This window comes from Pseudomonas sp. RW3S2 (assembly GCF_014268955.1).
Classification (GTDB): domain Bacteria; phylum Pseudomonadota; class Gammaproteobacteria; order Pseudomonadales; family Pseudomonadaceae; genus Aquipseudomonas; species Aquipseudomonas wayambapalatensis.
Map to the genome: position 1 here is coordinate 275,790 of NZ_JABWRM010000001.1, position 23,806 is coordinate 299,595.

The following is a 23,806-nucleotide window of genomic DNA, read 5'->3' on the forward strand; positions in this document are numbered from 1 at the left end:
CGTTGGCAGCTCTGCGCATGCCTGGCGCTGATGCTGCTGTCGGCGGCACTGGCCTGGCAGGCCCAGGCCTGGCGCTACGAGCGTTTGTTCGCCGAGTCGGACGAGCTCCAGGCGCGCCAGCGAGTGGAGCAGGCCGAGGTGCTCAACGAGCAACTGCGCAACGAGCGCGAGCAGCGCCAGGCGCTTGAGCGACGCCTGCATGACAGCGAGTCCATCCATTTCCAGGAGCTTACCGATGCGCAACAGAATCAGGCTCGTCTGCGTGATCGCCTTGCTACTGCCGATCTGCGCCTGTCGGTCCTGGTCGAACGTGACGCCGCCTGTTCCACAATGCCTGCCGCCACCGGCGCCGGCGGCGTGGATCATGGCACCGTACGCGCCCGACTTGACCCGGCGCATGCTCGACGAATTATCGCCATTACCGACGACGGCGACCGGGGGCTGATCGCCCTGCGTGCCTGCCAGGCGTATATCCGCGCGCTGGCGCCGTGAATCCTTGCCTGGGGGGATGAGGGTGGTAGGGTAGTGCGCAGTCACGCAAGGAGCCTGTCATGGACCCGATCACCGTACTTTCTACCCGCCTGGGCGAACACCTGCGCCGTTTCAATGCGCAGGTGACCACCGCCGAGTCCTGCACCGGCGGGGGCATCGCCGAGGCGATCACCCGTATTCCCGGCAGTTCGGCCTGGTTCGAGGCCGGCTACGTCACCTACTCCAACACCCAGAAGACCCGGCAGCTTGGCGTCCCCGAGGCACTGTTCACCCAGGTTGGCGCAGTCAGCCAGGAGGTGGTCGAGGCCATGGTTCGTGGTGCCCAGGCCGCCAGCGGCGCGCGTTTTGCCGTGGCGGTCAGTGGTGTCGCCGGGCCGGATGGCGGCTCGCCGGCCAAGCCGGTGGGCACTGTATGGCTGGCCTGGGGCGATGGAGGCCGTGTTATCAGCGAGCGCCGTCACTTCGATGGCGACCGCGAGGCGGTGCGCCGACAGACGGTGATCGCTGCGTTAGACGGCTTGTTACAGCTTGGTGCCGAGTAAATCGCTCGACGGGGGTTTGCGGAAACGAATCCCTGTGGAATAATACTGGCTACTTATACAGGTATTCCGGCCATCAGGGCCACGTCGAACACGTGAGGATTTCAATGGACGACAACAAGAAGCGCGCCTTGGCTGCGGCCCTGGGTCAGATCGAACGCCAATTCGGCAAGGGCGCAGTCATGCGCATGGGCGATCACGAGCGCCAGGCTATTCCAGCCATCTCCACCGGCTCGCTGGGCCTGGACATCGCCCTCGGCATCGGCGGCCTGCCAAAGGGCCGTATCGTCGAGATCTACGGCCCGGAATCCTCGGGCAAGACCACGCTGACCCTGTCGGTCATCGCCGAAGCCCAGAAGAACGGCGCCACCTGCGCCTTCGTCGACGCCGAGCATGCCCTCGACCCTGAGTACGCTGGCAAGCTGGGCGTCAACGTCGATGACCTGCTGGTCTCGCAGCCAGACACCGGCGAACAGGCCCTGGAAATCACCGACATGCTGGTGCGTTCCAACGCCGTCGACGTGATCATCGTCGACTCCGTGGCGGCCCTGGTACCCAAGGCCGAGATCGAAGGCGAAATGGGTGACATGCACGTCGGCCTGCAGGCCCGTCTGATGTCCCAGGCGCTGCGAAAGATCACCGGTAACATCAAGAACGCCAACTGCCTGGTCATCTTCATCAACCAGATCCGTATGAAGATCGGCGTGATGTTCGGTAGCCCGGAAACCACCACCGGCGGTAACGCCCTGAAGTTCTACGCCTCGGTCCGCCTGGATATCCGTCGTACTGGCGCGGTGAAGGAAGGCGACGAAGTGGTCGGTAGCGAAACGCGCGTCAAGATCGTCAAGAACAAGGTTTCGCCACCCTTCCGTCAGGCCGAGTTCCAGATTCTCTACGGCAAAGGTATCTACCGTAACGGCGAGATCATCGACTTGGGCGTCTCTCAAGGCCTGGTCGAGAAGTCCGGCGCCTGGTACAGCTACCAGGGCAACAAGATCGGCCAAGGCAAGGCTAACGCCGCCAAGTACTTGCAAGAGAACCCGGCCATCGGTTCGGAAATCGAGAAGCAGATTCGTGAGAAGCTGTTGACCTCCGGCGCTGTCGCCGCGGCTGCCAAGGCTGCCGCCGCCGAAGCTGATGCCGACGATATGGCTGATGCTGAAGCCGGTTATTGATATCGCTGGTTGATCGCACATGTCGTCCGTCGTACTCGACACCCCCGTCGCCGTTCGGCGGACAGCCATGGACCTGCTTGCGCGCCGCGAGCACGGTCGTGTCGAGCTGACTCGTAAGCTGCGTCAGCGCGGCGCCACGGATGAGCTGATCGAGCCCGCGCTTGATCGGCTTGCCGAGGAAGGCCTGCTCAGTGAGGCCCGCTATCTGGAGAGCTTCATCTCCTACCGTTCCAACGCCGGTTATGGTCCAGCGCGTATTCGTGAAGACCTGAGCCAGCGAGGGTTGAACCGTGGCGATATCGATCAGGCACTGCGCGAAAGCGGTGTAGATTGGTCAGCCCGCTTACGGGACGTCTGGCAGCGCAAGTTCGCCGGGCAACGCCCTCAGGATCCTCGCAGCCGAGCGCAGCAAACACGCTTTCTCGCCTACCGTGGTTTTTCCATGGACATGATCGGGCGACTGCTCAGCGGGCGCGATCTCGACGATTGACGGCCAGTGCGGCTGACATGGCAGACATCTGCCTGGTCAGCCGCACTGGCCGTTTTTCGTTCAACTGACTTTCAACGCTTCCCGGGCATGTTGCGTCGTGTGCATCGGTTGGGGTTTGGCCCAGTTTTCCGGCAGGTTGATGAAGTCCACCAGTTCACGCAGGCGTCCCTGGTCACGGCCGTTGAAGGCGAAGGTCAGGCGGGTCAGGTGGTTGAAGTCGCCGACTTCATGTTCTGCGCTGCTGTCGGCTTGCTGATGGTATTTGCCACTCAGGCGCAGGTCGGCGAAGCCCTCCTGAATGTCGTATAGCGCCGCCTCGCTGAGGGGGTGCAGCATCCGGATCACGAACTGGTTCTTCAACCAGCGACTGGAGTGGTAATTGCTGTAGAACTGGTTGATTTCCTCCACAGCCTCGTCAGCGCTGTGTACCAGACGTACCAGTTTCAGGTCGCTGGGGAGTATGTAGCGGTTCTCTTCCAATTGACGGCTGATGAAGCTCAGTGCGTCCTGCCAGAAACTCCCGCCAGGCGAGTCGAGCAACACCACCGGTACCAGAGGGCTTTTACCCGTCTGGATCAGGGTCAGCACTTCGAGTGCCTCGTCGAGGGTGCCAAAACCACCCGGGCAGAGCACCAAGGCGTCAGCTTCCTTGACGAAGAACAGCTTGCGGATGAAGAAGAAGTGGAAGGGCAGCAGTTGATCGGTGCCATCCACCGTTGCGTTGGCATGCTGCTCGAAGGGCAAGGTGATGTTGAAACCCAGGCTGTTTGCTGCCCCGGCGCCTTCGTGGGCAGCGGCCATGATGCCGCCCCCGGCCCCGGTGATGACCATCAGGTCGGAGCGGGCGAGGCTGGCGCCCAGCTCTCGGGCCAGGGCATACATCGGGTGTTCCTGAGGCGTGCGCGCCGAGCCGAATACAGTGACTTTGCGTCGCCCCTTGTAGCGTTCGAGGGTGCGGAAGGAGTGGTCCAGTTCGCGCAGGGCCTGCAAGGTGATCTTGGCATTCCATCGGTTGGCGTCGTCGAAGGCCATGCGCAGGATGGTCAGCATCATGTCGCGGTAGAGCGGCAGGTTGGGGCTGTCCGGTGCCACCAGTTGCAGTTGTTCATCAATCTTGTTCAGGTCGATCCCCTGCTCCCTGAAATGATCGGACAGACGTTCATTCGGTAGGTAAGGCATTCAGCGTCTCCTTCTGCAGCAAAACCTCTGACCGGGTCGATGGGGTGTCCCGGCCGCGACACCGCGTGTGTCGCTGGCTGCTGTCGCTCGAGTGTGCATCTCGAGCATTGCAGTAGGCCTTCAAGGCCGTGATGCAGTGGCGTGAGTCCATCTTGTCTTTTGTCGTTGCGGGTCCGGCAACGTCGTGGCGCGGCAATCTCCTGTGCTTGCCGCTGACGCGTGCTGTTCGCTTTCAATCTAGACGCTGGCGAGCGATCCTGCCGGTTTGCGGCTGCAAACCGTTCGTCTGATAGGATCCAATCCGTGCAGGGGTTTGATTAACTGAAAGACAACGGCGCGATGCAGGGAGGTCGCGGTATGCATCGGTTGGTCATTGAGGTGGACTTGCAGTTGTATGAACTGCTCAGGCGTGCGGCCCAGGACCATCAATTGAGCCTGGAGGGCGAGTGCCTGCGCAGGTTGCAAGGCGCCGACAGGCAATCACGTTACCTTCAGGCCTTGCTGGCGGATCTGCGCGCCGATGAGGAGCAACGGCGCGCCAGCGACGATCAGGTCGCCTGAATCACTTCTTCTTGTTGCCGGCCGTGCAGCTGGCAGCATCGAACGCCTGGTCCATGACCGGCTGGTTGGTCTTGTAGACGGTGAAGCGGTAGACCATTACCGCGCCCTTGGTCATCAGTTGGCGGTAGCCTGTGTTGCGGCAGACGCTGTCGCCCAGCTGGCTGCGCACCAGCGCCGGGTTTTCCAGCATGCGCTGGGCATGTTCTTCGCGCACGCTCAGGTGGTTGACCAGCGCCTTGCCCTTCTCGACGGTGTATCCCTGATCGAGGATGTCTTCGTTGACGGCGCGTGGCGTGCCGACGCTGCTCTCCTTGGCAACCTTCTGCAGCATCTGGTTCAGCTCGTAGTCCTGCTTGGACGCCGCATTGGCTGCGAGCGGCAGGGCGAGCAGCAGGCTCAGGGTCGGGACGATAAGACGCAGCATGAATCTCTCCTGGTTCGGTAACTGGCGCTTTGACCTGCGCCTTCTGGCGGCGTTCCATGAACGCGTCGCTCAACGGGCGCAGCGGCTGCCAAAGGCGCGATTATAAGGGAGCGCGCTTGTAGCCTGCACGGCAATCCTGTGGCTGCTCTGGTAGACTCACGTCTTTGTTCCCCGCCGAGTTGTCGCAGTGTCCATCCCATTCCTGTCCACAGGCTTGCAGCCATGAGCCATGCGGTAGCGCGCCTGCGCGCCGAGCGTCTGGCGCGCAGCAACAAACCTTTCGTCGCCCGCGGTTCGCGCGCTGATCGCTGCCCGGACTGCCGGGTGATCGCCAGCCATTGCCTGTGCGCCTGGAAGCCTCGGGTCGACGCCCGGGCCGGCATGTGTCTGGTGATGCACGACACCGAGCCATTGAAGCCGACCAACACCGGCTGGCTGATCGCCGATCTGATCGAAGATACCTGGGCCTTCGGCTGGCAGCGCACCGATGTCGACGCGCGTTTGCTGGCGCTGCTCGAACAACCCCAGTGGCAGCCCTATATCGTCTTCCCTGGTGAGTTCGTCGCACCGGAGCGGGTGGTCAACGAGGTGGTGTGCGAGCCTGGCAAGCGGCCGCTGTTCATCCTGCTCGACGCCACCTGGACCGAAGCGCGCAAGATGTTTCGCAAGAGTCCGTACCTGGATCGCTTCCCGGTGCTGAGCCTGGAGGCCGAGCAGATGTCGCGCTACCGCCTGCGCCGCTCCAAGCGTGACGATCATTTCTGCACCGCGGAAGTGGCGGCCATGTGTCTGGACCTGGCCGGCGACAACCGTGCCTCCCAAGCGCTGGATGCCTACCTCGACGTGTTCAGCCTGCATTACCTCAGCGGCAAGCGACACCTGGCACTGGACGACCAGGATGAGCCGCATCAACGCTTGCATACCTTCCTATAGTCCAAGGGGCAAGCGAGCCGGATTGGTTCATACTGTCGAGCAGGTCGCCAGGGTGGGCGAGGCCGCCGGGCAATTGGCTTGACCACCCGGACGGTGCTCGGCATCCTTGGCGCCGATTCGGCCACGACGCAGCCGCCATCCCAGGCTGCGGTCGTGCCCTTGCCGCAGGCGGCGCCGTCGCCCGCGCCTTGAGTTGCCCGCCAGGCACAGGCTCCGTACCCCGCAGCGCCTGGCACAGAACAGGACCCCTGGATCGATGGCTACATATGAAATCCTGATTGCCGATGACCATCCGCTGTTCCGTAGTGCCTTGCGCCAAGCCGTGACCCTCGGCCTCGGGCAGGACGTACGGCTGGTGGAGGTGGCAAGCATCGCCGAACTGGAAACACGCCTGACCGAGAAATCCGACTGGGACCTGGTCCTGCTCGACTTGAACATGCCGGGGGCCTATGGCTTCTCCGGTCTGGTCCTGCTGCGCGGGCAGTATCCGCAGATTCCGGTGGTGATGGTGTCGGCGCAGGAAGAGGCGGCCGTGGTGGTCAAGTCCCGCGAGTTCGGGGCCAGCGGTTTCATTCCCAAGTCCAGCCCGCTGGAAACCATCCAGGACGCCGTGCGCAAGGTGCTCGACGGCGAAGTGTGGTGGCCGCCGCAGGCGTTCGAAAAGGTTGATGTGTCGGCCGAGGCCAAGGCCGCCAGCGAGGGGCTTGCGAGCCTGACGCCGCAGCAGTTCCGGGTACTGACCATGGTCTGCGAAGGTTTGTTGAACAAGCAGATCGCCTACGAGCTGAGCGTCTCGGAGGCGACCATCAAGGCCCACGTCACTGCGATCTTCCGCAAACTGGGCGTTCGCACCCGGACCCAGGCCGCATTGCTGCTGCAACAACTTGAATCGGTTTCAGCTAACTGAGCCTCGCGGCTTCACGCTTTTTTGACCCAGGCTGGACTAGCCTGCAGGCCTTTTCCAGGTGAATTGACTCACATGTCGCCATTCAAGGGCCAGACCGGCCTGAAACGCATCTTCAACGCCGCCGGCTATTCGCTGGACGGCCTGCGCGCCGCCTTCAAGGGCGAGGCTGCCTTCCGCCAACTGGTGCTGCTCAACGTGCTGCTGATCCCGACTGCCTTCTGGTTGCCGGTCAGCCGCGGCGAGCGTGCGATCCTGATCGCCGTGTGCCTGCTGGGGCTGATCGTCGAGCTGCTCAACTCGGCGGTCGAGGCTGCCATCGACCGCATCTCGCTGGAGCGTCACCCCTTGTCGAAAAACGCCAAGGACATGGGCAGTGCCGCGCAGTTGGTGGCAATGAGCATGGTGGCGCTGGTCTGGGGCGTGATCCTGCTCGGCTAGCGCTTAGGCGATGGCCGGCAGCACGATCTCGTCGCTGCGCTGCACCCCCGCAGTAAAGCTGCGGCACAGCTCGAGAAACTCACGCATGGCCGAGGTCTGGTACTTCTGCTTGTGCCAGATGAAGTAAAACTGCCGCAGCAGATCCAGCTCCGGTGTTTCCACCGCCACCAGGCTGCCGCGCCTGAAAGCGTCGCGCAACGCGAGGCGTGAAATGCAGCCGATCCCCAGACCCGACTCCACGGCGCGTTTGATCGCTTCCGTATGTTCGAGCTCCAGACGGATGTTCAGGTTGGCGCGGTGGTGGCGCATGGCCTGGTCAAAGGTCAGGCGGGTGCCTGAGCCTTGTTCGCGCAAGATCCACGCCTCCTGGGACAAGGCCTCGATATTGGCGCGGCCGACCTTGGCCAGTGGATGCTGCGGGGCGCAGAACACCACCAGTTCGTCCTCGACCCAGGGTTGCACCTCCAGGTCAGGGTGGTTGCAGTCACCCTCGATAAGACCCAGGTCAATTTCGTAGTGGGCTACCTGTTGCACAATGTGCGCCGTATTCTGCACGTGCAGCTTGACCTGGCTTTCCGGGTGCACCTGCATGAAGCTGCCGATCAGCAGCGTTGCCAGGTAGTTCCCGATGGTCAGGGTGGCACCGACGGCGAGCGAGCCGAAGCCGGACTTGCCGTTGAGCAGGTCTTCGATTTCCTTGGCCTGGTCGAGCAGGGCTACTGCTTGGGGCAGCAACTGATGGCCCAGGGCGTTGAGGCTCAGGCGCTTGCCGGCGCGATCGAACAGCTGGCAGCTGGACTGGCGCTCCAGTTCGGTGATGGAAGTACTGGCCGCCGACTGCGAAAGGGCCAGTACATTGGCCGCTCGCGATACGCTTTGATGCTGGGCGACGGCGACGAAGACTTGAAGCTGGCGGAGAGTGAATCGCATATCTATATAACCGATAAGTCATATCTTGATAATTCAGTTAACAGATATTCTCGCTGCCACTAAACTATCGCGCAACTGCGCGTCTTGCGCGCGCCGCGTTTTTCTTCAGGAGCCCCATTAGATGAGCAACATGAACCACGAACGTGTCCTCAGTGTGCATCACTGGAACGACACCCTGTTCAGCTTCAAGTGCACCCGCGATCCGGGCCTGCGCTTCGAGAACGGTCAGTTCGTGATGATCGGCCTGCAGCAGGAAAGCGGCCGTCCGCTCATGCGTGCCTATTCGATCGCTTCGCCGAACTGGGAAGAGCATCTGGAGTTCTTCAGCATCAAGGTGCCGGACGGTCCGCTGACCTCCCAGCTGCAGCACCTGAAGGAAGGCGACGAGATCATCATCAGCAAGAAACCGACCGGCACCCTGGTGCTGGACGACCTGAACCCAGGCAAGCACCTGTACCTGCTGAGCACCGGTACTGGCCTTGCGCCGTTCATGAGCGTGATCCAGGACCCGGAAACCTACGAGCGTTTTGAAAAGGTGATCCTGGTCCATGGCGTGCGCTACGTGAACGAAGTCGCCTACCGCGAGTTCATCACCGAGCACCTGCCACAGAATGAATTCTTCGGCGAAGCGGTGCGTGAGAAGCTGATCTACTACCCGACCGTGACCCGCGAGCCGTTCGAGAACCAGGGCCGTCTGACCGATCTGATGCGCAGCGGCAAGCTGTTCAGCGACATCGGCCTGCCACCGATCAACCCGCAGGACGATCGTGCGATGATCTGCGGCAGCCCGAGCATGCTCGACGAGACCAGCGAAGTACTCGACAGCTTCGGCCTGAAGATCTCTGCGCGTATGCGTGAGCCGGGTGATTACCTGATCGAGCGCGCATTCGTCGAGAAGTAAGGCGAATTGCGGCATAAAAAAACGCAGACTTGGGTCTGCGTTTTTTTATGCCTGGAAAGTGTGAATTCAGGCTTCGCGTGCAACCTCCAGCACCCGGATCACCTCCGGCTGCGGATAATGCCAGCGCACCTGCACATCCCAGAACTTCACTCCGTAGAGCCGTTCCGGCGCTGGCACCTGATAGGCCGGGCGTGGATCCTGGGCCAGGCACTGTTCGATGAGTTCCACCAGTGGTTCTGCCAGGCGCAGAGCGTGCTCGTGGGCCTGGTGCAGGGCGCTATCGCTCCACTGCACGTTGATCGGCAGTGGCGCATCGCTGGCCATCTGGTTGATGGCATTGTCGATGCTGTCGGCGTAGGGCACGTAGGGTTTGATGTCGAGCACCGGCGTTCCGTCGAGCAGATCGATACCTGACAACAGCAGGCGTCCGGGCTCTACAGCTTCAAGGCGCACCACCGACTGGCCGATCCCGTTGGGGCGATGGGTGGCACGCGTGGCGAACACGCCCATGCTCTTGTTGCCGCCCAGGCGCGGCGGGCGCACCTTCAGCCGGGGCTTTTCCTCCAGTGCTTGGTGGAACAGGAACAGCAGCCACACGTGGCTGACCTGCTCCAGGCCCTGTACCGCGTCGCCCTGGTCGAACGGCGGCAGCAACTCCAGCACGCCGCGTGCCGCGGGCGCCAGGCGGGGCTGGCGGGGGATGGCGAACTTCTCCTTGAAGCAGGAGCGGACGATGCCGACCGGTGTGACGCTGTGCTGCATGATCGGCTCAGCCACGCACGCGAAGGGTCAGGCCCTTGAGGAAGTTGCGCAGCAGCTGGTCCTGGCAGGGGCGGTAGTTGTCATGGCCGACCTTGCGAAACAGCGCGCTGAGTTCGGGCTTGGACACCGGGAAATTGACCGATTTGAGGATCGCGTGCAGGTCGTCTTCCTTGAGTTCGAAAGCCACCCGCAGTTTCTTCAGCACGGTGTTGTTGGTCACCGGCAGCTCGACGGGCTGGGGCGCACGGTTGTCGTCCTTGCCACGGCGGTGGATCACCAGGCCATCGAGGAAATGCGCCATGACGCGCTCCGGGCAACGCACATAGCCGGCTTCGTCTTCCTTCTTGATATAGCCGGCAAGCACCACCGGGTTCACTTCAAGGCCGGACAGGGCGATGATTTCGGCCATCTTGGCGTCGTTCACCTTGAGCATGTAGCGCAGGCTGCGCAGGACATCGTTGTGGTTCATGTGACTCGAATCCTTTTCTGAGCCGCACCTTGCGGCGCGGCGGTATCGCTTAGAAGCGTTCGCTGCCGGACAGGTAGCGCCATTGGCCCAGGGGCAGCTTGCCCATCGACACGCCACCCAGGCGAATGCGGCGCATGCCGAGCAGTTCCAGGCGCAGGTAGGCGCAGATTTCGGAGATCTGCCCGGGCTGAGGGTTCTTCAGGGCCAGGCGCAGGTGGGTTTCGTTCTGCCAACTGGCTTTGGCCCGGGGCAGTTCCCGGTCATTGCGGGTCGCACCACGGGCCAGGCGCTCCAGGGCCTGGGGCGTGGTTTCGCCGCGCACCTCGAGGATGTACTCCTGTTCCAGACGGCGCAGGTCGGCGTCGATCTTGCGGGTGACACGCCAGTCCTGGCTGAATACCTGCAGGCCGCTGGCGCCGCGTTCGAGCGGGGCGGTGCAGGTCAATCTGGCGAAGTGCCCGTGCAGGGGGCGCACGCCTTCGCGGTGGGTTTCGCTGAGGCTGGCCATGTTCATGCTGGCGCGGGCAGTTTCACTGTCCTGGCCCTTGGGCTGGTTGAGCAGCAAGGTAACCGGCTCCAGTGTTTCGGCACGTGCCCCCGGGAGCAGTTCGACACGCTGGGTTTCAACCTTGAACTGCGGTTGCTCGACCACCACGCCATCGACCGTGACCCAGCCCCCTTCGATGTACAGTTCGGCCTCGCGGCGTGAGCAGCCGAGCTGTTCGATGAGGCGTTTGGACAGGCGGACGGGTTCGGACATGAGCTGAGGGTTCGCAGGGCAGGGAAAGGTGCTTATTGTACCTGCCCGTGCCATGTTGCGGCTGTGAATCTGCGCTGTTCGGGCCATTTCAGGCGCGGCTGACGGGCCGTGCCTACCGCGGTGCGCGGATCAGTCGCATGTGCAGCAGTGGATAGGGTTGTCCGAGGCCATCGGTTTCCGAGCGTCCCGCCACTTCGAAGCCCTCGTGCAGGTAGAAACCCAGCGCCTGAAGGTTCTGTTCGTTGACGTCCAGGCGTTCGGCGTTGAGCTCCTCGATGGCATGGCGCAGCAGACGCTTGCCAACCCCCAGGCCGCGATGTTCGGGGTCAACGAAGAGCATGTCGACACGACCGTTGGCGACACCGGCAAAGCCGAGGATCCTGCGTTGGGCGTCCCGGCAACAGATCAGCATCACGGCATCCAGGTAGCGGCGCAGCACGTGATCGCGCAGCAGCACGATGTAGGCGTCAGGGAGAAAATCATGGGTGGCGCGCACCGACGCTTCCCAGATACGGACCAGTTCGGGGTAGTCGTTGTAGTGGGGGGTATGCAGCGTCAGGGGCAAGGACATTCTGTATTCCTCTGGTAGTGAGGAAAACATAGATGCTTGATGACAGTTTTGCGGAGTTTTTCTTCAAAGCTTGCCCCTTCGCGGCGTGTGGCCGCGAAGGGGCGGGGCTTGCGTCTCGATCAGACCGGTTCGGCCCACATGTCGTATTCGTCGGCATCGACAATACGGCAACGTACCTTGTCGCCCGGCTTGAAGCCGTGGTCACCGTCGATGAACACGCTGCCGTCGATTTCCGGCGCGTCGAAGAAGCTGCGGCCTACCGAACCCTGCTCCTCGACTTCGTCGATCAGTACCTCGATCTCCTTGCCGATACGCAGTTGCAGGCGTGCGCTGCTGATCGCCTGCTGGTGGGCCATGAAACGGTCCCAGCGATCCTGCTTGACGTCATCCGGGACTTCTTCCAGGCCCATGTCGTTGGCTGGGGCGCCTTCGACCGGCGAGTACTGGAAGCAGCCGACGCGGTCGAGCTGGGCTTCGGTCAGCCAGTCGAGCAGATACTGGAAGTCCTCTTCGGTCTCGCCGGGGAAGCCGACGATGAAGGTCGAGCGGATCACCAGTTCCGGGCACTGCTCGCGCCAGTTCTTGATGCGCGCGAGGGTACGGTCCTCGAAGGCCGGGCGTTTCATGGCCTTGAGCACCTTGGGGCTGGCGTGCTGGAACGGGATGTCCAGGTACGGCAGGATCTTGCCGGCGGCCATCAGCGGGATCACGTCATCGACGTTGGGGTAGGGGTAGACATAGTGCAGGCGCACCCAGGCGCCCAGGCTGCTCAGGGCTTCGCACAGCTCGAGCATGCGGGTCTTGACCGGGCGACCGTTCCAGAAGTCGGTCTTGTACTTGACGTCGACGCCATAGGCGCTGGTGTCCTGGGAAATCACCAGGATCTCCTTGACCCCAGCCTTGACCAGGCGCTCGGCCTCGCTCAGCACTTCGCCGACCGGACGGCTGACCAGCTTGCCGCGCATCGACGGGATGATGCAGAAGCTGCAACTGTGGTTGCAGCCTTCGGAAATCTTCAGGTAAGCGTAGTGGCGCGGGGTCAGCTTGACGCCCTGCGGCGGCACCAGGTCGATCAGTGGGTTGTGGTCCTGGCGCGGTGGCACCACCTCGTGCACGGCATTGACCACCTGCTCGTACTGCTGGGGGCCGGTGACCGACAGCACGCTGGGGTGCACGTCACGGATGGTGCCTTCCTCGACACCCATGCAGCCGGTGACGATGACCTTGCCGTTTTCCTTGATCGCTTCGCCGATCACTTCCAGCGACTCGGCCTTGGCACTGTCGATGAAGCCGCAGGTGTTGACCACCACCACGTCGGCGTCTTCGTAGGTCGGAACGACTTCATAGCCTTCCATGCGCAGTTGGGTGAGGATGCGCTCGGAGTCGACCAGGGCTTTTGGGCAGCCCAGGGAGACAAAGCCGACCTTCGGCGTGGCGGGAGTGGTGGACATGACTAACCTCGGTATTGAAACAGGTCGCGCCTGCCAGTGGCGGCGTGATCCGGGCGGGCGTTTTTGGCGCCTCTGATCAAAAAGTGCGCAATTCTAGCGAGCGCAAGGTCGCTTGACCAGCAGAAAAGCGACGAGCGCTGCGCTATGCTTCGCGCCGTTGTGTCCGGGTAGCAATGATAGCCGGATGACGACAGCGGTCCGGGCGCTGCGAGCATGCCGTCCGGTGCGAATACTATCGGCCCCGAAGGGCCGTCTGCGGGAGTGGTCGATGGTTCAGGCAAGCAGTCACGCCGAGGGCGGGCATGGGGCGGCACGCCCTTTGGGCCTGCTGGTGGCAGCTGTGGGGGTGGTCTATGGCGATATCGGCACCAGCCCGTTGTATACCCTTAAGGAAGTCTTTACCGGCGGTTATGGCGTACAGGTCGACCACGACGGGGTGCTGGGCATCCTGTCGCTGATTCTCTGGTCGCTGCTGTGGGTCGTGTCGTTCAAGTACGTGATGTTCATCCTGCGCGCCGACAACCAGGGCGAGGGCGGCACCATGGCGCTCACCGCGCTGGCGCGGCGTGCCACGGCGGGGCATCCGCGGCTGCGCATGCTGATGGTCGGCTGTGGGCTGGTCGGCGCCTCGCTGTTCTATGGCGACAGCATGATCACCCCGGCAGTCTCGGTGCTGTCGGCGGTCGAGGGCATGGGGCTGGCGTTCGATGGCATCGACCACTGGGTGGTGCCGATCTCGCTGGTAGTGCTGGTGGTACTGTTCCTGGTGCAGAAGCATGGCACCGAGAAGATCGGCAAGGCCTTTGGCCCGATCATGGTTGCGTGGTTCCTCGTGCTGGCTGCGCTCGGGGTGCATGGCATCCAGCAGAGCCCGGAAGTGCTCAAGGCGTTCAATCCCGGGTGGGCGTTGAACTTCTTCATCGTCCATCCCGGAATGGGCGTGGCGATTCTCGGTGCGGTGGTGCTTGCGCTGACCGGCGCCGAGGCGCTGTACGCCGATATGGGCCACTTCGGGCGCAAGCCGATCGCCCGTGCCTGGTTTGCCCTGGTGCTGCCAGCGTTGGTGCTCAACTACTTCGGCCAGGGCGCGATGCTGTTGCAAAACCCCGAGGCTGCGCGCAACCCCTTCTACCTGCTGGCACCAAGCTGGGCACTGCTGCCGCTGGTGGGGCTGGCGACCATGGCCACGGTGATTGCCTCCCAGGCGGTGATTTCCGGTGCCTTCTCCCTGACCCGCCAGGCCATCCAGCTGGGCTACGTGCCGCGCATGCAGATCCAGCACACCTCCAGTGACGAGCAGGGGCAGATCTACATCGGTGCAGTGAACTGGACCCTGATGGTCGGCGTCGTGCTGCTGGTGATTGGCTTCGAGTCTTCCGGTGCCCTGGCGGCGGCCTATGGGGTGGCGGTGACCGGCACCATGCTCATGACCACTATCCTGGTCGCCGCAGTGATGCTGCTGCTGTGGAAGTGGCCACCGGTGCTGGCAGTCCCGCTGCTGGTGGGGTTCCTGTTGGTGGACGGGCTGTTCTTCGCCGCCAACGTGCCGAAGATCGTGCAGGGTGGTGCTTTCCCGGTACTGGCGGGGATCGTCTTGTTTGTGCTGATGAGCACCTGGAAGCGTGGCAAGCAGATTCTCGTCGAGCGTATCGATGAGGGGGGCCTGCCGTTGCCGGTGTTCATCAGCAGCATTCGTGTGCAGCCACCGCATCGTGTCGAGGGGACAGCAGTGTTCCTCACGGCGCGTGCCGATGCGGTGCCCCATGCGTTGTTGCACAACATGCTGCACAACCAGGTGCTGCACAGCCAGGTCGTACTGTTGACGGTGGTCAGCGAGGATCGGCCGCGGGTGCCGGAGTCGGAGCGTTTCGAGGTCGAGGCCTATGGCGACGGGTTCTTCCGCGTATTGCTGCACTTTGGCTTCATGGATGAACCGGACGTACCCGCGGCACTGCGGCTGTGCCATCTGGAAGAGCTGGATTTCAGCCCCATGCGCACCACCTACTTCCTCAGCCGCGAGACGGTGATCGCCTCGCGCCTGGAAGGCATGTCGCGCTGGCGCGGGAACCTGTTCGCGTTCCTGCTGAAGAATGCCAACGGCAACCTGCGCTTCTTCAACCTGCCGCTGAACCGAGTGATCGAGCTGGGAACCCAGGTCGAGATCTGACTCAAATAACAAGGGCCGCATCGCGGCCCTTGTTGTTCTTACTGCTCTGCGACGTTCGACTTGCCCTGACGGGTTTCGATCTCGCCGATCAGGCGCTTGGCCAGCGCCGGGTAGTTCTCGTCGAAGTGATGGCCGCCTGGCAGCTTCATGCGCTCGCCGACGGCCGTCTTGTCGGTGCAGCCGCTCTCGTCGGTTTCTTCCACACCATAGATGCACACCACCTTGGCGGCAGGCAGCTTGGCCATCTCCGGCCCGGTCGGGGCCTCCTGGCCTTCCTTGCCCAGCCAGCCTTCCACTTCGATCTCGAAGCTGCCACTGCGGGCGAAGGCCAGTAGGATCACCGCGTCGATGCGCTTCTGGTCGGCTTCCGGCAGGCGATTGTAGATGGCCGGCAGGACATCGGCACCGAACGAATAGCCGGTCAGCACGAAGCGCTTGGTGCCCCATTTCTGACGATAGTGCTGCATCAGCTCCGACAGGTCGGCAGCGCTCTGTTCAGGCGTCTTGTGCTGCCAGTAGTAGCGCAGGGTGTCGATGCCGACCACCGGGTAGCCGAGCTTGGCCATCTCGCCCGCCACGTCGCGGTCCAGGTCGCGCCAGCCGCCGTCACCGGAGAGGAACAGGGTGACGGTGTCGGTGGTCTGGCCGGCTGGCACTTCCACCACGGGAATCGCCAGGGCGTTACCGTCGCGACCGACCAGGGCCTGGGTCAGTTGGGCCTTGAGCACCTGCGGCAGGTGAATGTCATAGTCGCTGATGCTGGTTTCGGCGTTGGCCTGGTCGCGCACGAAGGCAGCGCTGGCATCGTCGGGGTTGTCGTTCCAGGCCACGTTCCAGTGACCGTGGGCAGCGGTTTTGGGCAGCTCGATCTTGCAGTCTGGCTGTTCGAGGTTGAAGTCGACCGAGATCGCCCGGGCCTTGTCGTCGTTCTGCCCGGCCAGCCAGCGCCAGGCCTGCGAGGCGCCTGGCCCGATGCCGGCAACCAGGGTCGGCTTGCCGGAGAGCTTGCCCATGGCCTGGTCCAGCGCCACCTGCTGCTTGCTGCAGTCGCCGGTCGGCAGGATCACCTGCACCAGTTGAGCCTCACCGGCCTGGCTGAGGTCCAGCAGTTGCTTGTCGGTCAGTGCCTGATCATGGGGCACGCCAACTGCCACCAGGGTCTTGGCGCGTACGCCGGGTGTGACCCGGGTCAGGTTACTGCCATCGTCCAGCGTGAAGTGCTCGATACGGGCTTCGGGGGCAGGGCGGGTCCACAGCCAGAAGGCCCCGCCGCCAGCCAGCACGGCGAGCAGCAGGGGGATCAGCAGGTACAACCAGTAACGTCGAGTCATCAGCGTTTCACCAATCCAGTCAGGCCGCCAGCAATCAGGGCGGCAGTATCAGCCAGTGCAACCAGGGGGTCCAGCCCGGCTGGCACAGCCATGTAACGGGGTTCCCAGTCCGGCTGGAACTTGTCCTTGAAGCGCCGCAGGCCCTGGAAGTTGTAGAGCTGCTCGCCGCGCTGGAACACCATCGAGCCCAAGCGTTGGGTCAGCGGTGCGCCGCGACGCGGTTGCAGGCCGGAAAGCGGCACCATGCCCAGGCTGAAGCGGGCATAGTCGTGGCTTTTGTAATGCAGGATGAGGCCGAGCATCATGAATTCCATGGTCAGCTTCGGTGCCTCGGGGTGTGCGCGCATCAGGTCCAGGCTGGCCAGTTCGTTGCTGTGGGTTTCCAGCAGGTTGGCGAAGGCCACCGGACGGCCCTGGAAGCGGATCAGTGCGATACGGAAATGTTGCAGGTACTCCGGGCTGAAGCGGCCCAACGAGAAACCTTTTTCGCGCACGTTCTTGCCGGCCAGCCAGGCGTCGGAGATTTCCCGGAGCTCTTGCAAGGGCGCATGCCCGGGTTCGTGGACTTCCAGGGTCAGGCCGTCACGGCCGCCGCGGTTCCAGGTGTAGCGCAGGTCCTTCATCTCCTTGCCCTTGGCTTCGAGGTCGAAGCGGCGCAGGTCGACCCGCGCCTCTTCGCCAAGCTTGATCGCGGTCAGGCCGATGTCCATGTAGAACGGCAGGTTTTCCGCGCGCACCTGGTAGAACACCGGGCGGGCATGGTGCAGGTCGCAGAGGTCGCGGAACTGCCAGATCATCTCGGCACGCTCCTGTGCCGGGCCGATCGGGTCGTACAAGGCGACCAGGCTGCGGCCGCGACGGGCATACATGAGGAAGGCGTTGTCGTTGGGGTGGAACAGCAGCGCCTTGTCACCCGTCAGGGCCAGGCCACCGTCGGGCTGATCGGACGCCAGCAGAATACGGTTGGCGCGCTGCAGTTCGTCTTCGCTCGGCAGGTGAATCACCGGGCGCGCGGTGCGCAGCAGCCAGGTCAGGGCGACGATCACCAGCAGTACTGCACTGCCCAGTGCAGCGCGCAGGCCGCGCGGAGCATCGGCGTCGAGGGTGAATTGCCACCACAGTTTGTGGCTGTAGGGGACGTCCTGATAGGCGAACAGCAGCAGCCATACCGAGGCACCGACCACGCAAGCGCTGGCTACCAGGTAGATCGGCGAGAACGGCAGCTCCAGCAGGCGGCTGGGGCGATAGAACGAGCGCCGGAACAGGGCCAGCAGGGCGGTGGTGAAGATCATCATCGACGCCTCTTCCCAGTCGAAGCCCTTGAGCAGCGACAGCAGTGCGCCCGTCAGCAGCAACACCGTGGTCAGCAGCCAGGCCGCCGACAGGCGGCGACGCAGGCCCTGTGCCAGCAGCAGGCAGAGGACGCCGATCAGGCTTGCGCCGAAGTGCGAGGCGTCGATCAGGCGATGCGGGATGAGAAAGCCCATGTGCTCCAGGCGGCTGTCGATCTCCGGGGTCACGCCGGAAAACAACAGCACCACGCCGGACAGAAACACCAGGATCGCCAGCACGGGAGCGGCGAGCCCGGACGCTGCCTTGATCGCCTGTTGGGCGAACAGCAGGCGGCGGGCTTCGTTGACCAACAGCAGAACGCAGGCCACCAGCAACGGCAGCACGACGTAGATCAGGCGATACAGCAGCAGCGCCGCGGCCAGTGGGGCGGCGCCCAGTTCGTTGGCGAAGGCCGCGAGGAGGATCGCTTCGAACACACCGACACCGCCGGGCACATGGCTGAGTACACCCGCCGCGAGGGCCAGCAGGTAGACCAGAACGAAAGCACCGAATGGCGGGGCTTCGGGCAACAGCAGGTAAAGCACCGTGGCGGCGGCGGCAACGTCCAGTGCGGTGATGACCAGTTGCAGGGCGGTCAGGCGTGCACTGGGCAGGCGCAGGGTGCGGCGTCCGACCTGCACCAGCAGATTGTCGGCCAGGGGCTGCTCGGCAGCGCGGCGACGATAGAGCCCCACCGCCAGGACGGCGCAGGCCAGCAACACCGCGGTGGCGATGCTGCCCAGCAGTACCGGGGACATACGCAATGCGGTGGAGGCCGAGGTGAGGTCGCTCAAGGTGGCCACTGCTGCCAGCGGAGGCAATGCGCAGCCTAGGGAGAGACTGGCGAACACGGTCATCCGTGCGACTTCCGCAGCCCCCAGCCCCTTGCGCGCGTACAGGCGATAGCGCACCGAGCCACCGGAGAGCATTGACAGCCCGATGGCATTGCCGATGGCGAATGCACTGAAACCGCCCAGCATCAGGGTGCGGGGTGGTAGCTTGACGCCTGCATAGCGGGCCGCGGACCACTCGTACCCCAGCAGGGTCACGAAGCCTGCCACAGTGGCCAGTACCGCACCTAGCAGCGCCTGCTTGGGCACGCTGAGCATGGCGTCATGCAAGGCATAGATGTCCAACTCGCTCAGCAGGTGTCGGCAGGCGATCAGCGCCATGGCGAACAACAACAGGGTTATCGCCAGGCCGATGGGCTGGCGGTATTTGCTGAGGCGTTCGAGCCACGGCAGACGCTGTGCTGCCGCAGGCAGGGCAGCAGTGATAGGGGCCTGGGAGTCTGGAGAGCGGGAGGTCATGAAATACCTCGTGCGGCGAGCGCGAGGGGGAGGAGACGTGCGGCCAAGTGAAAGTCCCTTTGGAAAACGTGTCCAGATAGTACTCCGGGTGGAGTAGGTTTATCCGTTTCAGGTTAGTTAAAGTTAGTTCATTGAGGTGCCAGACAAATGGCAAAGCGCGTACGACAGGTTTTTTCCAGGGACAAACGCAACAAGCCCCGCACTATCCTGGGATAGGCGGGGCCTGTTCTGACGAATATGGTTGCGGGAGCCGGATTTGAACCGACGACCTTCGGGTTATGAGCCCGACGAGCTACCAGGCTGCTCCATCCCGCGTCAGTGGTGCGCATTCTACGGATTAACGATTGAGTGTCAAGTGTTAATCGTTGATTTTTTTCGAGTTTTTTCGAGGGCAAAGAAAAAGGCCACTGTATGAACAGTGGCCTCTTCTCGAATCTGGTTGCGGGAGCCGGATTTGAACCGACGACCTTCGGGTTATGAGCCCGACGAGCTACCAGGCTGCTCCATCCCGCGCCTGTGGAAACGAATTCTACGCAGATCCTTCAGCGAGTCAAGCGTTATTTTCAAAAAACCTTTTTTGTTCAATCCCTTAGCGTCGCTGGAATAGTCTTGGCCTCAGCCACGACGCGGGTTGTGGCGTGTTTTGAGTGGCAGGCGGTGATAATGCCGATCATCCTGGCAGCGGTGCAGCAGGGCTGACGAATATCGGGTGTCGTGCTGTAATATCTGTATGAATTTACAGTGCTGACGGTCATCCATGTCCCTGCGCAAGATCATCCACATTGATTGTGACTGTTTTTATGCCGCGATCGAGATGCGTGACGACCCCCGGCTGGCGGGGCGACCGATGGCTGTGGGCGGTCAGCCCGGCCAGCGTGGGGTGATCGCCACCTGCAACTATGAAGCGCGGGCCTATGGGGTGCGCTCGGCGATGTCGTCGGGCCATGCCATGAAACTGTGCCCGGACCTGTTGATCGTCAAGCCGCGCTTCGAGGCCTATCGCGAGGCCTCGCGGGAAATCCACACGATCTTTCGCGACTACACCGGCCTGATCGAGCCCTTGTCGCTGGATGAGGCCTACCTGGATGTGACAGACAGTCAATGGTTCTCCGGCAGCGCCACGCGTATTGCCGAGGATATTCGCCGTCGCGTCGCACAGACCTTGCACATCACCGTTTCCGCCGGGGTCGCGCCAAACAAGTTCCTGGCCAAGATCGCCAGCGACTGGCGCAAGCCCAATGGATTGTTCGTGGTCAGGCCCGATCAGGTCGATGAGTTCGTTGCCGCACTGCCGGTGGCGCGCCTGCATGGGGTAGGCAAGGTGACTGCCGACAAGCTTTCAAGGCTTGGTATCGACACCTGCCAGTCGTTGCGCGAGTGGTCGCGCCTGAGCCTGGTCCGTGAGTTCGGTAGTTTCGGTGAGCGGCTGTGGGGGCTCGCCCATGGCATCGACGAACGAATCGTACAGACCGACAGCCGGCGTCAGTCGGTCAGTGTCGAGAACACCTACGACAACGATCTGCCTGATCTGGCCAGTTGCCTGGAAAAGATTCCTGAGCTGCTCAACAGTCTCAATGAACGAATTGCGCGGATGGACAGCAGTTATAAGCCGGACAAGCCTTTCGTCAAGGTCAAGTTCCATGACTTCAGCCAGACCACGCTGGAACAAGCAGGGGCGGGGAGGGACTTGGAAAGCTACCGGCAGTTGCTCAGTCAGGCCTTTGCTCGTGGCGCCAAGCCGGTGAGATTGCTGGGGGTAGGGGTAAGGTTGCGGGATCTGCGCGGAGCGCATGAGCAGTTGGAGCTGTTTCCAGCTCAATAAAGGAAAGGCGCGCATTGCGCCCCTTTCTTTTTACCGCTCGCCAGGGTCAGCGACCAATCGGCCGGTTTCCTTGGTCAGCGTCTTGAGAAACTCCTGCTGCAGTTCCGGATCGTTGCGTGTCAGCTCGATCAGGCTCTGTTCCAGCTCGCTGGCTTCCTCCTCAAGGCCCAGCTCCGAGAGGCGCTTGACCCGATGCACCCACTGGCCGACGTCATCGTCCTCAAGGTCGTCGAAGATCAATTCGTGGGCTTCCAGCAGCTTGTTGCGCAGGTTGCCGCTCACCAGCAGGCTGGCATCGCCACGGATGCCGTTGTCCTCATCGACCGCTGCCAGGTGCAGGGTGCCGATGTGGTTGAGGTTCTGCTCCGAGAACGGGCTGTCGAGCAGGTTCAGGCGCAGCACGCCATGCTTGTCGGTGGTCAGCTCGTGGGTCATCTTGCCGGCCTTGACCTCGACCAGGCGTTCGCTCCACGGCAGGCTGGTGAACTCCTCGCGCTTGTCCTTCTGGATCTCGCTGATGCCTGCGAGATTCTGCTGCGCGCGACCGTTGGACTGCACGTTCATGAACGGGTTGAGCCCGGCCAGACCGTAGCTCAGCCAGTCGTGGGTCATGCTCTGCGGCAGGCTGTCGAAGGTGATCACGTTGACCACGTTGGCGCCGATGCCCGCGACCACCGCCACCGCACCCAGTGGGATCTCGTAGATCTCCCGCCAAGGCTGGTAGGGCGTGTAGCGGTCATAGCGCCGTGTGACTTCGAACTCGGTGACCTCGAAACGTCGCTGTTCATTGATGCGAACACGTCGTTGCGGAAGCTCCATCACCTTGGGCTCGCCGACGTCGATCTGCAGACTGTGCTCGAGCAACTTGCGCTCGACACGTTCCTCGTGCTCGCTGCGCTGGGACATCTGGTTGGCGCAGCCGCTGAGGAACAGGGCGCCGCAGAGCGCGGCGCCCCCCAGGGTAAAGGTACTTCGCTTGGACATGTTCACTCGTGCATTGGTGGTCAGCGGCGGATGCGGGCCTGCAGGAAGGTCAGCACTTCGTTGAGCGGCAGAGGCTGGGCATCCTGTTCGGTGCGGTGCTTGTACTCCAGGTTGCCTTCGGCCAGGCCGCGGTCGCTGACGACGATACGGTGCGGGATGCCGATCAGTTCCATGTCGGCGAACTTGATGCCGGGGCTGGTCTTCTTGTCACGGTCGTCCAGCAGCACTTCGTAGCCTGCGGCGGTCAGCTCGGCGTAGAGCTTGTCGGTTGCCTCGCGCACGGCGTCGGTCTCGTAGCGCAATGGTACGAGGGCGATCTGGAAGGGCGCCAGGGCGTCGTTCCAGATGATGCCCTTGTCGTCATGGCTCTGCTCGATGGCGGCGGCAACCACACGGGATACGCCGATACCGTAGCAGCCCATGGACAGCACTACCGGCTTGCCGTTCTCGCCCAGTACCTGGCACTTGAGCGCTTCGCTGTACTTGGTGCCGAGCTGGAAGATGTGGCCCACCTCGATGCCGCGCTTGATGACCAGGGTGCCCTGGCCGTCTGGGCTCGGATCGCCAGCGACGACGTTGCGCAGGTCGGCGACCTGTGGCACTGGCAGGTCACGCTCCCAGTTCACGCCGAAGTAGTGCTTGTCGTCGATGTTGGCGCCGATGCCGAAGTCGCTCATCAGGGCGACCGAGCGGTCGATGACGCATTCCAGCGGCAGGTTCAGCGGGCCGAGCGAGCCAGCGCCGGCACCGATGGCCGCCCGCAGCTCGGCGTCGCTGGCCATGACCAGCGGGTCGGCAACCTGCTCCAGCTTGGCGGCCTTGATTTCGTTCAGCTCGTGGTCGCCACGCACGATCAGGGCGACCAGCTTGCCTTCCTCGGCGCCGTGCACGATCAGGGTCTTGACGGTCTTCTCGATCGCCAGGCCGTGGTTCTCGACCAGTTCGGCGATGGTCTTGGCGTTTGGCGTGTCGACCAGGCGCAGTTCTTCGGTTGGCGCCGGACGCACGGTTTCCCGTGGAATCGCTTCGGCTTTCTCGATGTTGGCGGCGTAGTCGGAGGTGTCGCTGAAGATCACGTCGTCTTCGCCGGAAGAGGCCAGGACGTGGAATTCGTGGGAGTAGCTGCCACCGATAGAGCCGGTGTCGGCCTGCACCGGACGGAAGTCCAGGCCCAGGCGGGTAAAGATGTTGGAGTACGCCTGGTGCATGCGGTCGTAGGTTTCCTGCAGGGAAGCCTGGTCGGCATGGAAGGAGTAGGCGTCCTTCATGATGAACTCGCGGCCGCGCATCAGGCCGAAGCGCGGACGGATCTCGTCACGGAACTTGGTCTGGATCTGGTACATGTTAAGCGGCAGCTGTTTATAGCTGGACAGCTCGTTGCGTGCCAGGTCGGTGATCACTTCTTCGTGAGTCGGGCCGACGCAGAAATCGCGGTCATGGCGATCCTTCAGGCGCAGTAGCTCAGGGCCGTATTGCTCCCAGCGCCCGGATTCCTGCCACAACTCTGCTGGCTGGATGCTTGGCATCAGTACTTCAAGGGCACCGGCGGCGTTCATTTCTTCGCGCACCACGTTCTCGACCTTGCGCATGACTCGCAGGCCCATTGGCAGCCAGGTGTACAGGCCGGAGGCCAGCTTGCGGATCATGCCGGCGCGCAGCATCAGCTGGTGGCTGATGACAACGGCGTCTGCCGGGGTTTCTTTCTGGGTGGCGAGCAAATATTGACTGGTGCGCATGGGAAGCCGTGTCGATTGCCTGAATGTTTGAAATGACCCCGCATTGTACGGGGGCGAGACGAAAGCGTACAGGATGCCCCAGGGCGCTCGGCTTGTCAGCCAAGAAAAAGCCCGGCAGATGCCGGGCTTCTTCAGGTGCGGG

23 protein-coding genes and 2 tRNA genes are annotated in these 23,806 nt (G+C 62.9%); 11 read left to right on the top strand and 14 right to left on the bottom strand.

What is annotated here, in order from left to right:
• Positions 1-30: 30 nt before the first annotated feature.
• The 4 genes from HU748_RS01280 to recX all read left to right on the top strand — a co-directional run bounded on the left by HU748_RS01280 (position 31) and on the right by recX (position 2,696).
• On the top strand, positions 31-492 hold the full coding sequence (locus HU748_RS01280) for a lysis system i-spanin subunit Rz (RefSeq protein WP_186667344.1): 462 nt from the start codon (positions 31-33) through the stop codon (positions 490-492).
• A gap of 59 nt (positions 493-551) precedes the next feature.
• A complete protein-coding gene (locus HU748_RS01285) occupies positions 552-1,034 on the top strand; it encodes a nicotinamide-nucleotide amidohydrolase family protein (protein ID WP_186667201.1) in 483 nt (160 codons plus the stop codon).
• A 104-nt stretch (positions 1,035-1,138) separates the two neighbouring features.
• Positions 1,139-2,206, top strand: coding sequence for a recombinase RecA (recA, locus tag HU748_RS01290; protein ID WP_125931569.1), 1,068 nt, complete (start codon positions 1,139-1,141; stop codon positions 2,204-2,206).
• Between the two features lie 19 nt (positions 2,207-2,225).
• A complete protein-coding gene (recX, locus tag HU748_RS01295; protein WP_186667200.1) occupies positions 2,226-2,696 on the top strand; it encodes a recombination regulator RecX in 471 nt (156 codons plus the stop codon).
• A gap of 60 nt (positions 2,697-2,756) precedes the next feature.
• Here recX and HU748_RS01300 read toward each other — a convergent pair whose 3' ends face one another.
• Positions 2,757-3,875, bottom strand: a complete 1,119-nt coding sequence (locus HU748_RS01300) for an LOG family protein (RefSeq protein ID WP_186667199.1) — start codon at positions 3,873-3,875, stop codon at positions 2,757-2,759.
• Between the two features lie 357 nt (positions 3,876-4,232).
• Here HU748_RS01300 and HU748_RS01305 point away from each other — a divergent pair, with 357 nt between their 5' ends.
• Positions 4,233-4,436, top strand: a complete 204-nt coding sequence (locus HU748_RS01305) for a hypothetical protein (RefSeq protein ID WP_186667198.1) — start codon at positions 4,233-4,235, stop codon at positions 4,434-4,436.
• A 1-nt stretch (position 4,437) separates the two neighbouring features.
• Here the strand turns inward: HU748_RS01305 and HU748_RS01310 are convergent, their stop codons facing one another.
• Positions 4,438-4,860, bottom strand: coding sequence for a quorum-sensing-regulated virulence factor family protein (locus HU748_RS01310; RefSeq protein WP_186667197.1), 423 nt, complete (start codon positions 4,858-4,860; stop codon positions 4,438-4,440).
• 222 nt (positions 4,861-5,082) lie between these two features.
• Here HU748_RS01310 and HU748_RS01315 point away from each other — a divergent pair, with 222 nt between their 5' ends.
• The 3 genes from HU748_RS01315 to HU748_RS01325 all read left to right on the top strand — a co-directional run bounded on the left by HU748_RS01315 (position 5,083) and on the right by HU748_RS01325 (position 7,138).
• On the top strand, positions 5,083-5,793 hold the full coding sequence (locus HU748_RS01315) for a tRNA-uridine aminocarboxypropyltransferase (protein WP_186667196.1): 711 nt from the start codon (positions 5,083-5,085) through the stop codon (positions 5,791-5,793).
• A gap of 256 nt (positions 5,794-6,049) precedes the next feature.
• A complete protein-coding gene (gene erdR, locus HU748_RS01320) occupies positions 6,050-6,700 on the top strand; it encodes a response regulator transcription factor ErdR (protein ID WP_054891023.1) in 651 nt (216 codons plus the stop codon).
• Positions 6,701-6,772: 72 nt separating this feature from the next.
• Positions 6,773-7,138, top strand: a complete 366-nt coding sequence (locus tag HU748_RS01325; RefSeq protein ID WP_186667195.1) for a diacylglycerol kinase — start codon at positions 6,773-6,775, stop codon at positions 7,136-7,138.
• 3 nt (positions 7,139-7,141) lie between these two features.
• Here the strand turns inward: HU748_RS01325 and finR are convergent, their stop codons facing one another.
• A complete protein-coding gene (gene finR / locus HU748_RS01330; RefSeq protein WP_186667194.1) occupies positions 7,142-8,068 on the bottom strand; it encodes a LysR family transcriptional regulator FinR in 927 nt (308 codons plus the stop codon).
• A gap of 121 nt (positions 8,069-8,189) precedes the next feature.
• Here finR and fpr point away from each other — a divergent pair, with 121 nt between their 5' ends.
• The gene (fpr, locus tag HU748_RS01335) at positions 8,190-8,969 is read left to right on the top strand and encodes a ferredoxin-NADP reductase (RefSeq protein WP_054891020.1); all 780 of its coding nucleotides are present in this window, start codon (positions 8,190-8,192) and stop codon (positions 8,967-8,969) included.
• 66 nt (positions 8,970-9,035) lie between these two features.
• Here the strand turns inward: fpr and tsaA are convergent, their stop codons facing one another.
• From tsaA to rimO, 5 genes are all read right to left on the bottom strand, one after another.
• A complete protein-coding gene (gene tsaA / locus HU748_RS01340) occupies positions 9,036-9,731 on the bottom strand; it encodes a tRNA (N6-threonylcarbamoyladenosine(37)-N6)-methyltransferase TrmO (protein ID WP_186718894.1) in 696 nt (231 codons plus the stop codon).
• A gap of 7 nt (positions 9,732-9,738) precedes the next feature.
• Positions 9,739-10,200, bottom strand: coding sequence for a DUF1456 family protein (locus tag HU748_RS01345; RefSeq protein WP_186667192.1), 462 nt, complete (start codon positions 10,198-10,200; stop codon positions 9,739-9,741).
• A gap of 49 nt (positions 10,201-10,249) precedes the next feature.
• Entirely contained in the window at positions 10,250-10,960 is a 711-nt protein-coding gene (locus tag HU748_RS01350; protein ID WP_186718895.1) for an rRNA pseudouridine synthase, read from the bottom strand.
• A 112-nt stretch (positions 10,961-11,072) separates the two neighbouring features.
• On the bottom strand, positions 11,073-11,531 hold the full coding sequence (locus HU748_RS01355) for a GNAT family N-acetyltransferase (protein WP_186718901.1): 459 nt from the start codon (positions 11,529-11,531) through the stop codon (positions 11,073-11,075).
• A gap of 119 nt (positions 11,532-11,650) precedes the next feature.
• A complete protein-coding gene (rimO, locus tag HU748_RS01360; protein ID WP_186667189.1) occupies positions 11,651-12,982 on the bottom strand; it encodes a 30S ribosomal protein S12 methylthiotransferase RimO in 1,332 nt (443 codons plus the stop codon).
• 268 nt (positions 12,983-13,250) lie between these two features.
• Between rimO and HU748_RS01365 the strand changes: the two genes are divergently transcribed.
• On the top strand, positions 13,251-15,149 hold the full coding sequence (locus HU748_RS01365) for a potassium transporter Kup (RefSeq protein WP_186667188.1): 1,899 nt from the start codon (positions 13,251-13,253) through the stop codon (positions 15,147-15,149).
• A gap of 38 nt (positions 15,150-15,187) precedes the next feature.
• On the opposite strand, the gene HU748_RS01370 is transcribed toward HU748_RS01365, so the two are convergent.
• From HU748_RS01370 to HU748_RS01385, 4 genes are all read right to left on the bottom strand, one after another.
• Positions 15,188-16,480 carry a virulence factor family protein gene (locus tag HU748_RS01370; RefSeq protein ID WP_186667187.1) on the bottom strand — a complete coding sequence of 431 codons (1,293 nt, stop codon included), beginning with the start codon at positions 16,478-16,480 and terminating at the stop codon, positions 15,188-15,190.
• On the bottom strand, positions 16,480-19,122 hold the full coding sequence (mprF, locus tag HU748_RS01375) for a bifunctional lysylphosphatidylglycerol flippase/synthetase MprF (RefSeq protein WP_186718902.1): 2,643 nt from the start codon (positions 19,120-19,122) through the stop codon (positions 16,480-16,482). The genes HU748_RS01370 and mprF overlap by 1 nt, the downstream gene beginning before the upstream one ends.
• A gap of 238 nt (positions 19,123-19,360) precedes the next feature.
• Positions 19,361-19,437, bottom strand: a tRNA-Met gene (locus tag HU748_RS01380).
• A 121-nt stretch (positions 19,438-19,558) separates the two neighbouring features.
• Positions 19,559-19,635, bottom strand: a tRNA-Met gene (locus HU748_RS01385).
• Positions 19,636-19,885: 250 nt separating this feature from the next.
• Between HU748_RS01385 and dinB the strand changes: the two genes are divergently transcribed.
• The gene (gene dinB, locus HU748_RS01390) at positions 19,886-20,944 is read left to right on the top strand and encodes a DNA polymerase IV (protein ID WP_186719102.1); all 1,059 of its coding nucleotides are present in this window, start codon (positions 19,886-19,888) and stop codon (positions 20,942-20,944) included.
• Between the two features lie 30 nt (positions 20,945-20,974).
• Here dinB and HU748_RS01395 read toward each other — a convergent pair whose 3' ends face one another.
• Positions 20,975-21,928: a hypothetical protein gene (locus HU748_RS01395; RefSeq protein ID WP_186667185.1), complete on the bottom strand. Its 954-nt coding sequence runs from the start codon at positions 21,926-21,928 to the stop codon at positions 20,975-20,977.
• Positions 21,929-21,948: 20 nt separating this feature from the next.
• Entirely contained in the window at positions 21,949-23,664 is a 1,716-nt protein-coding gene (locus HU748_RS01400; protein ID WP_186667184.1) for a proline--tRNA ligase, read from the bottom strand.
• Positions 23,665-23,806: the final 142 nt, after the last annotated feature.

Coding starts and splice junctions, on each gene's coding strand:
- HU748_RS01285 (WP_186667201.1), top strand. CDS start 552: ATGGACCCGATCACCGTACTTTCTACCCGCCTGGGCGAACACCTGCGC.
- rimO (WP_186667189.1), bottom strand. CDS start 12,982: ATGTCCACCACTCCCGCCACGCCGAAGGTCGGCTTTGTCTCCCTGGGC.
- HU748_RS01365 (WP_186667188.1), top strand. CDS start 13,251: ATGGTTCAGGCAAGCAGTCACGCCGAGGGCGGGCATGGGGCGGCACGC.
- HU748_RS01355 (WP_186718901.1), bottom strand. CDS start 11,531: ATGTCCTTGCCCCTGACGCTGCATACCCCCCACTACAACGACTACCCC.
- erdR (WP_054891023.1), top strand. CDS start 6,050: ATGGCTACATATGAAATCCTGATTGCCGATGACCATCCGCTGTTCCGT.
- tsaA (WP_186718894.1), bottom strand. CDS start 9,731: ATGCAGCACAGCGTCACACCGGTCGGCATCGTCCGCTCCTGCTTCAAG.
- HU748_RS01400 (WP_186667184.1), bottom strand. CDS start 23,664: ATGCGCACCAGTCAATATTTGCTCGCCACCCAGAAAGAAACCCCGGCA.
- HU748_RS01315 (WP_186667196.1), top strand. CDS start 5,083: ATGAGCCATGCGGTAGCGCGCCTGCGCGCCGAGCGTCTGGCGCGCAGC.
- HU748_RS01345 (WP_186667192.1), bottom strand. CDS start 10,200: ATGAACCACAACGATGTCCTGCGCAGCCTGCGCTACATGCTCAAGGTG.
- recA (WP_125931569.1), top strand. CDS start 1,139: ATGGACGACAACAAGAAGCGCGCCTTGGCTGCGGCCCTGGGTCAGATC.
- HU748_RS01300 (WP_186667199.1), bottom strand. CDS start 3,875: ATGCCTTACCTACCGAATGAACGTCTGTCCGATCATTTCAGGGAGCAG.
- fpr (WP_054891020.1), top strand. CDS start 8,190: ATGAGCAACATGAACCACGAACGTGTCCTCAGTGTGCATCACTGGAAC.
- HU748_RS01325 (WP_186667195.1), top strand. CDS start 6,773: ATGTCGCCATTCAAGGGCCAGACCGGCCTGAAACGCATCTTCAACGCC.
- HU748_RS01395 (WP_186667185.1), bottom strand. CDS start 21,928: ATGTCCAAGCGAAGTACCTTTACCCTGGGGGGCGCCGCGCTCTGCGGC.
- recX (WP_186667200.1), top strand. CDS start 2,226: ATGTCGTCCGTCGTACTCGACACCCCCGTCGCCGTTCGGCGGACAGCC.
- HU748_RS01370 (WP_186667187.1), bottom strand. CDS start 16,480: ATGACTCGACGTTACTGGTTGTACCTGCTGATCCCCCTGCTGCTCGCC.
- HU748_RS01280 (WP_186667344.1), top strand. CDS start 31: ATGCTGCTGTCGGCGGCACTGGCCTGGCAGGCCCAGGCCTGGCGCTAC.
- HU748_RS01310 (WP_186667197.1), bottom strand. CDS start 4,860: ATGCTGCGTCTTATCGTCCCGACCCTGAGCCTGCTGCTCGCCCTGCCG.
- finR (WP_186667194.1), bottom strand. CDS start 8,068: ATGCGATTCACTCTCCGCCAGCTTCAAGTCTTCGTCGCCGTCGCCCAG.
- HU748_RS01350 (WP_186718895.1), bottom strand. CDS start 10,960: ATGTCCGAACCCGTCCGCCTGTCCAAACGCCTCATCGAACAGCTCGGC.
- mprF (WP_186718902.1), bottom strand. CDS start 19,122: ATGACCTCCCGCTCTCCAGACTCCCAGGCCCCTATCACTGCTGCCCTG.
- HU748_RS01305 (WP_186667198.1), top strand. CDS start 4,233: ATGCATCGGTTGGTCATTGAGGTGGACTTGCAGTTGTATGAACTGCTC.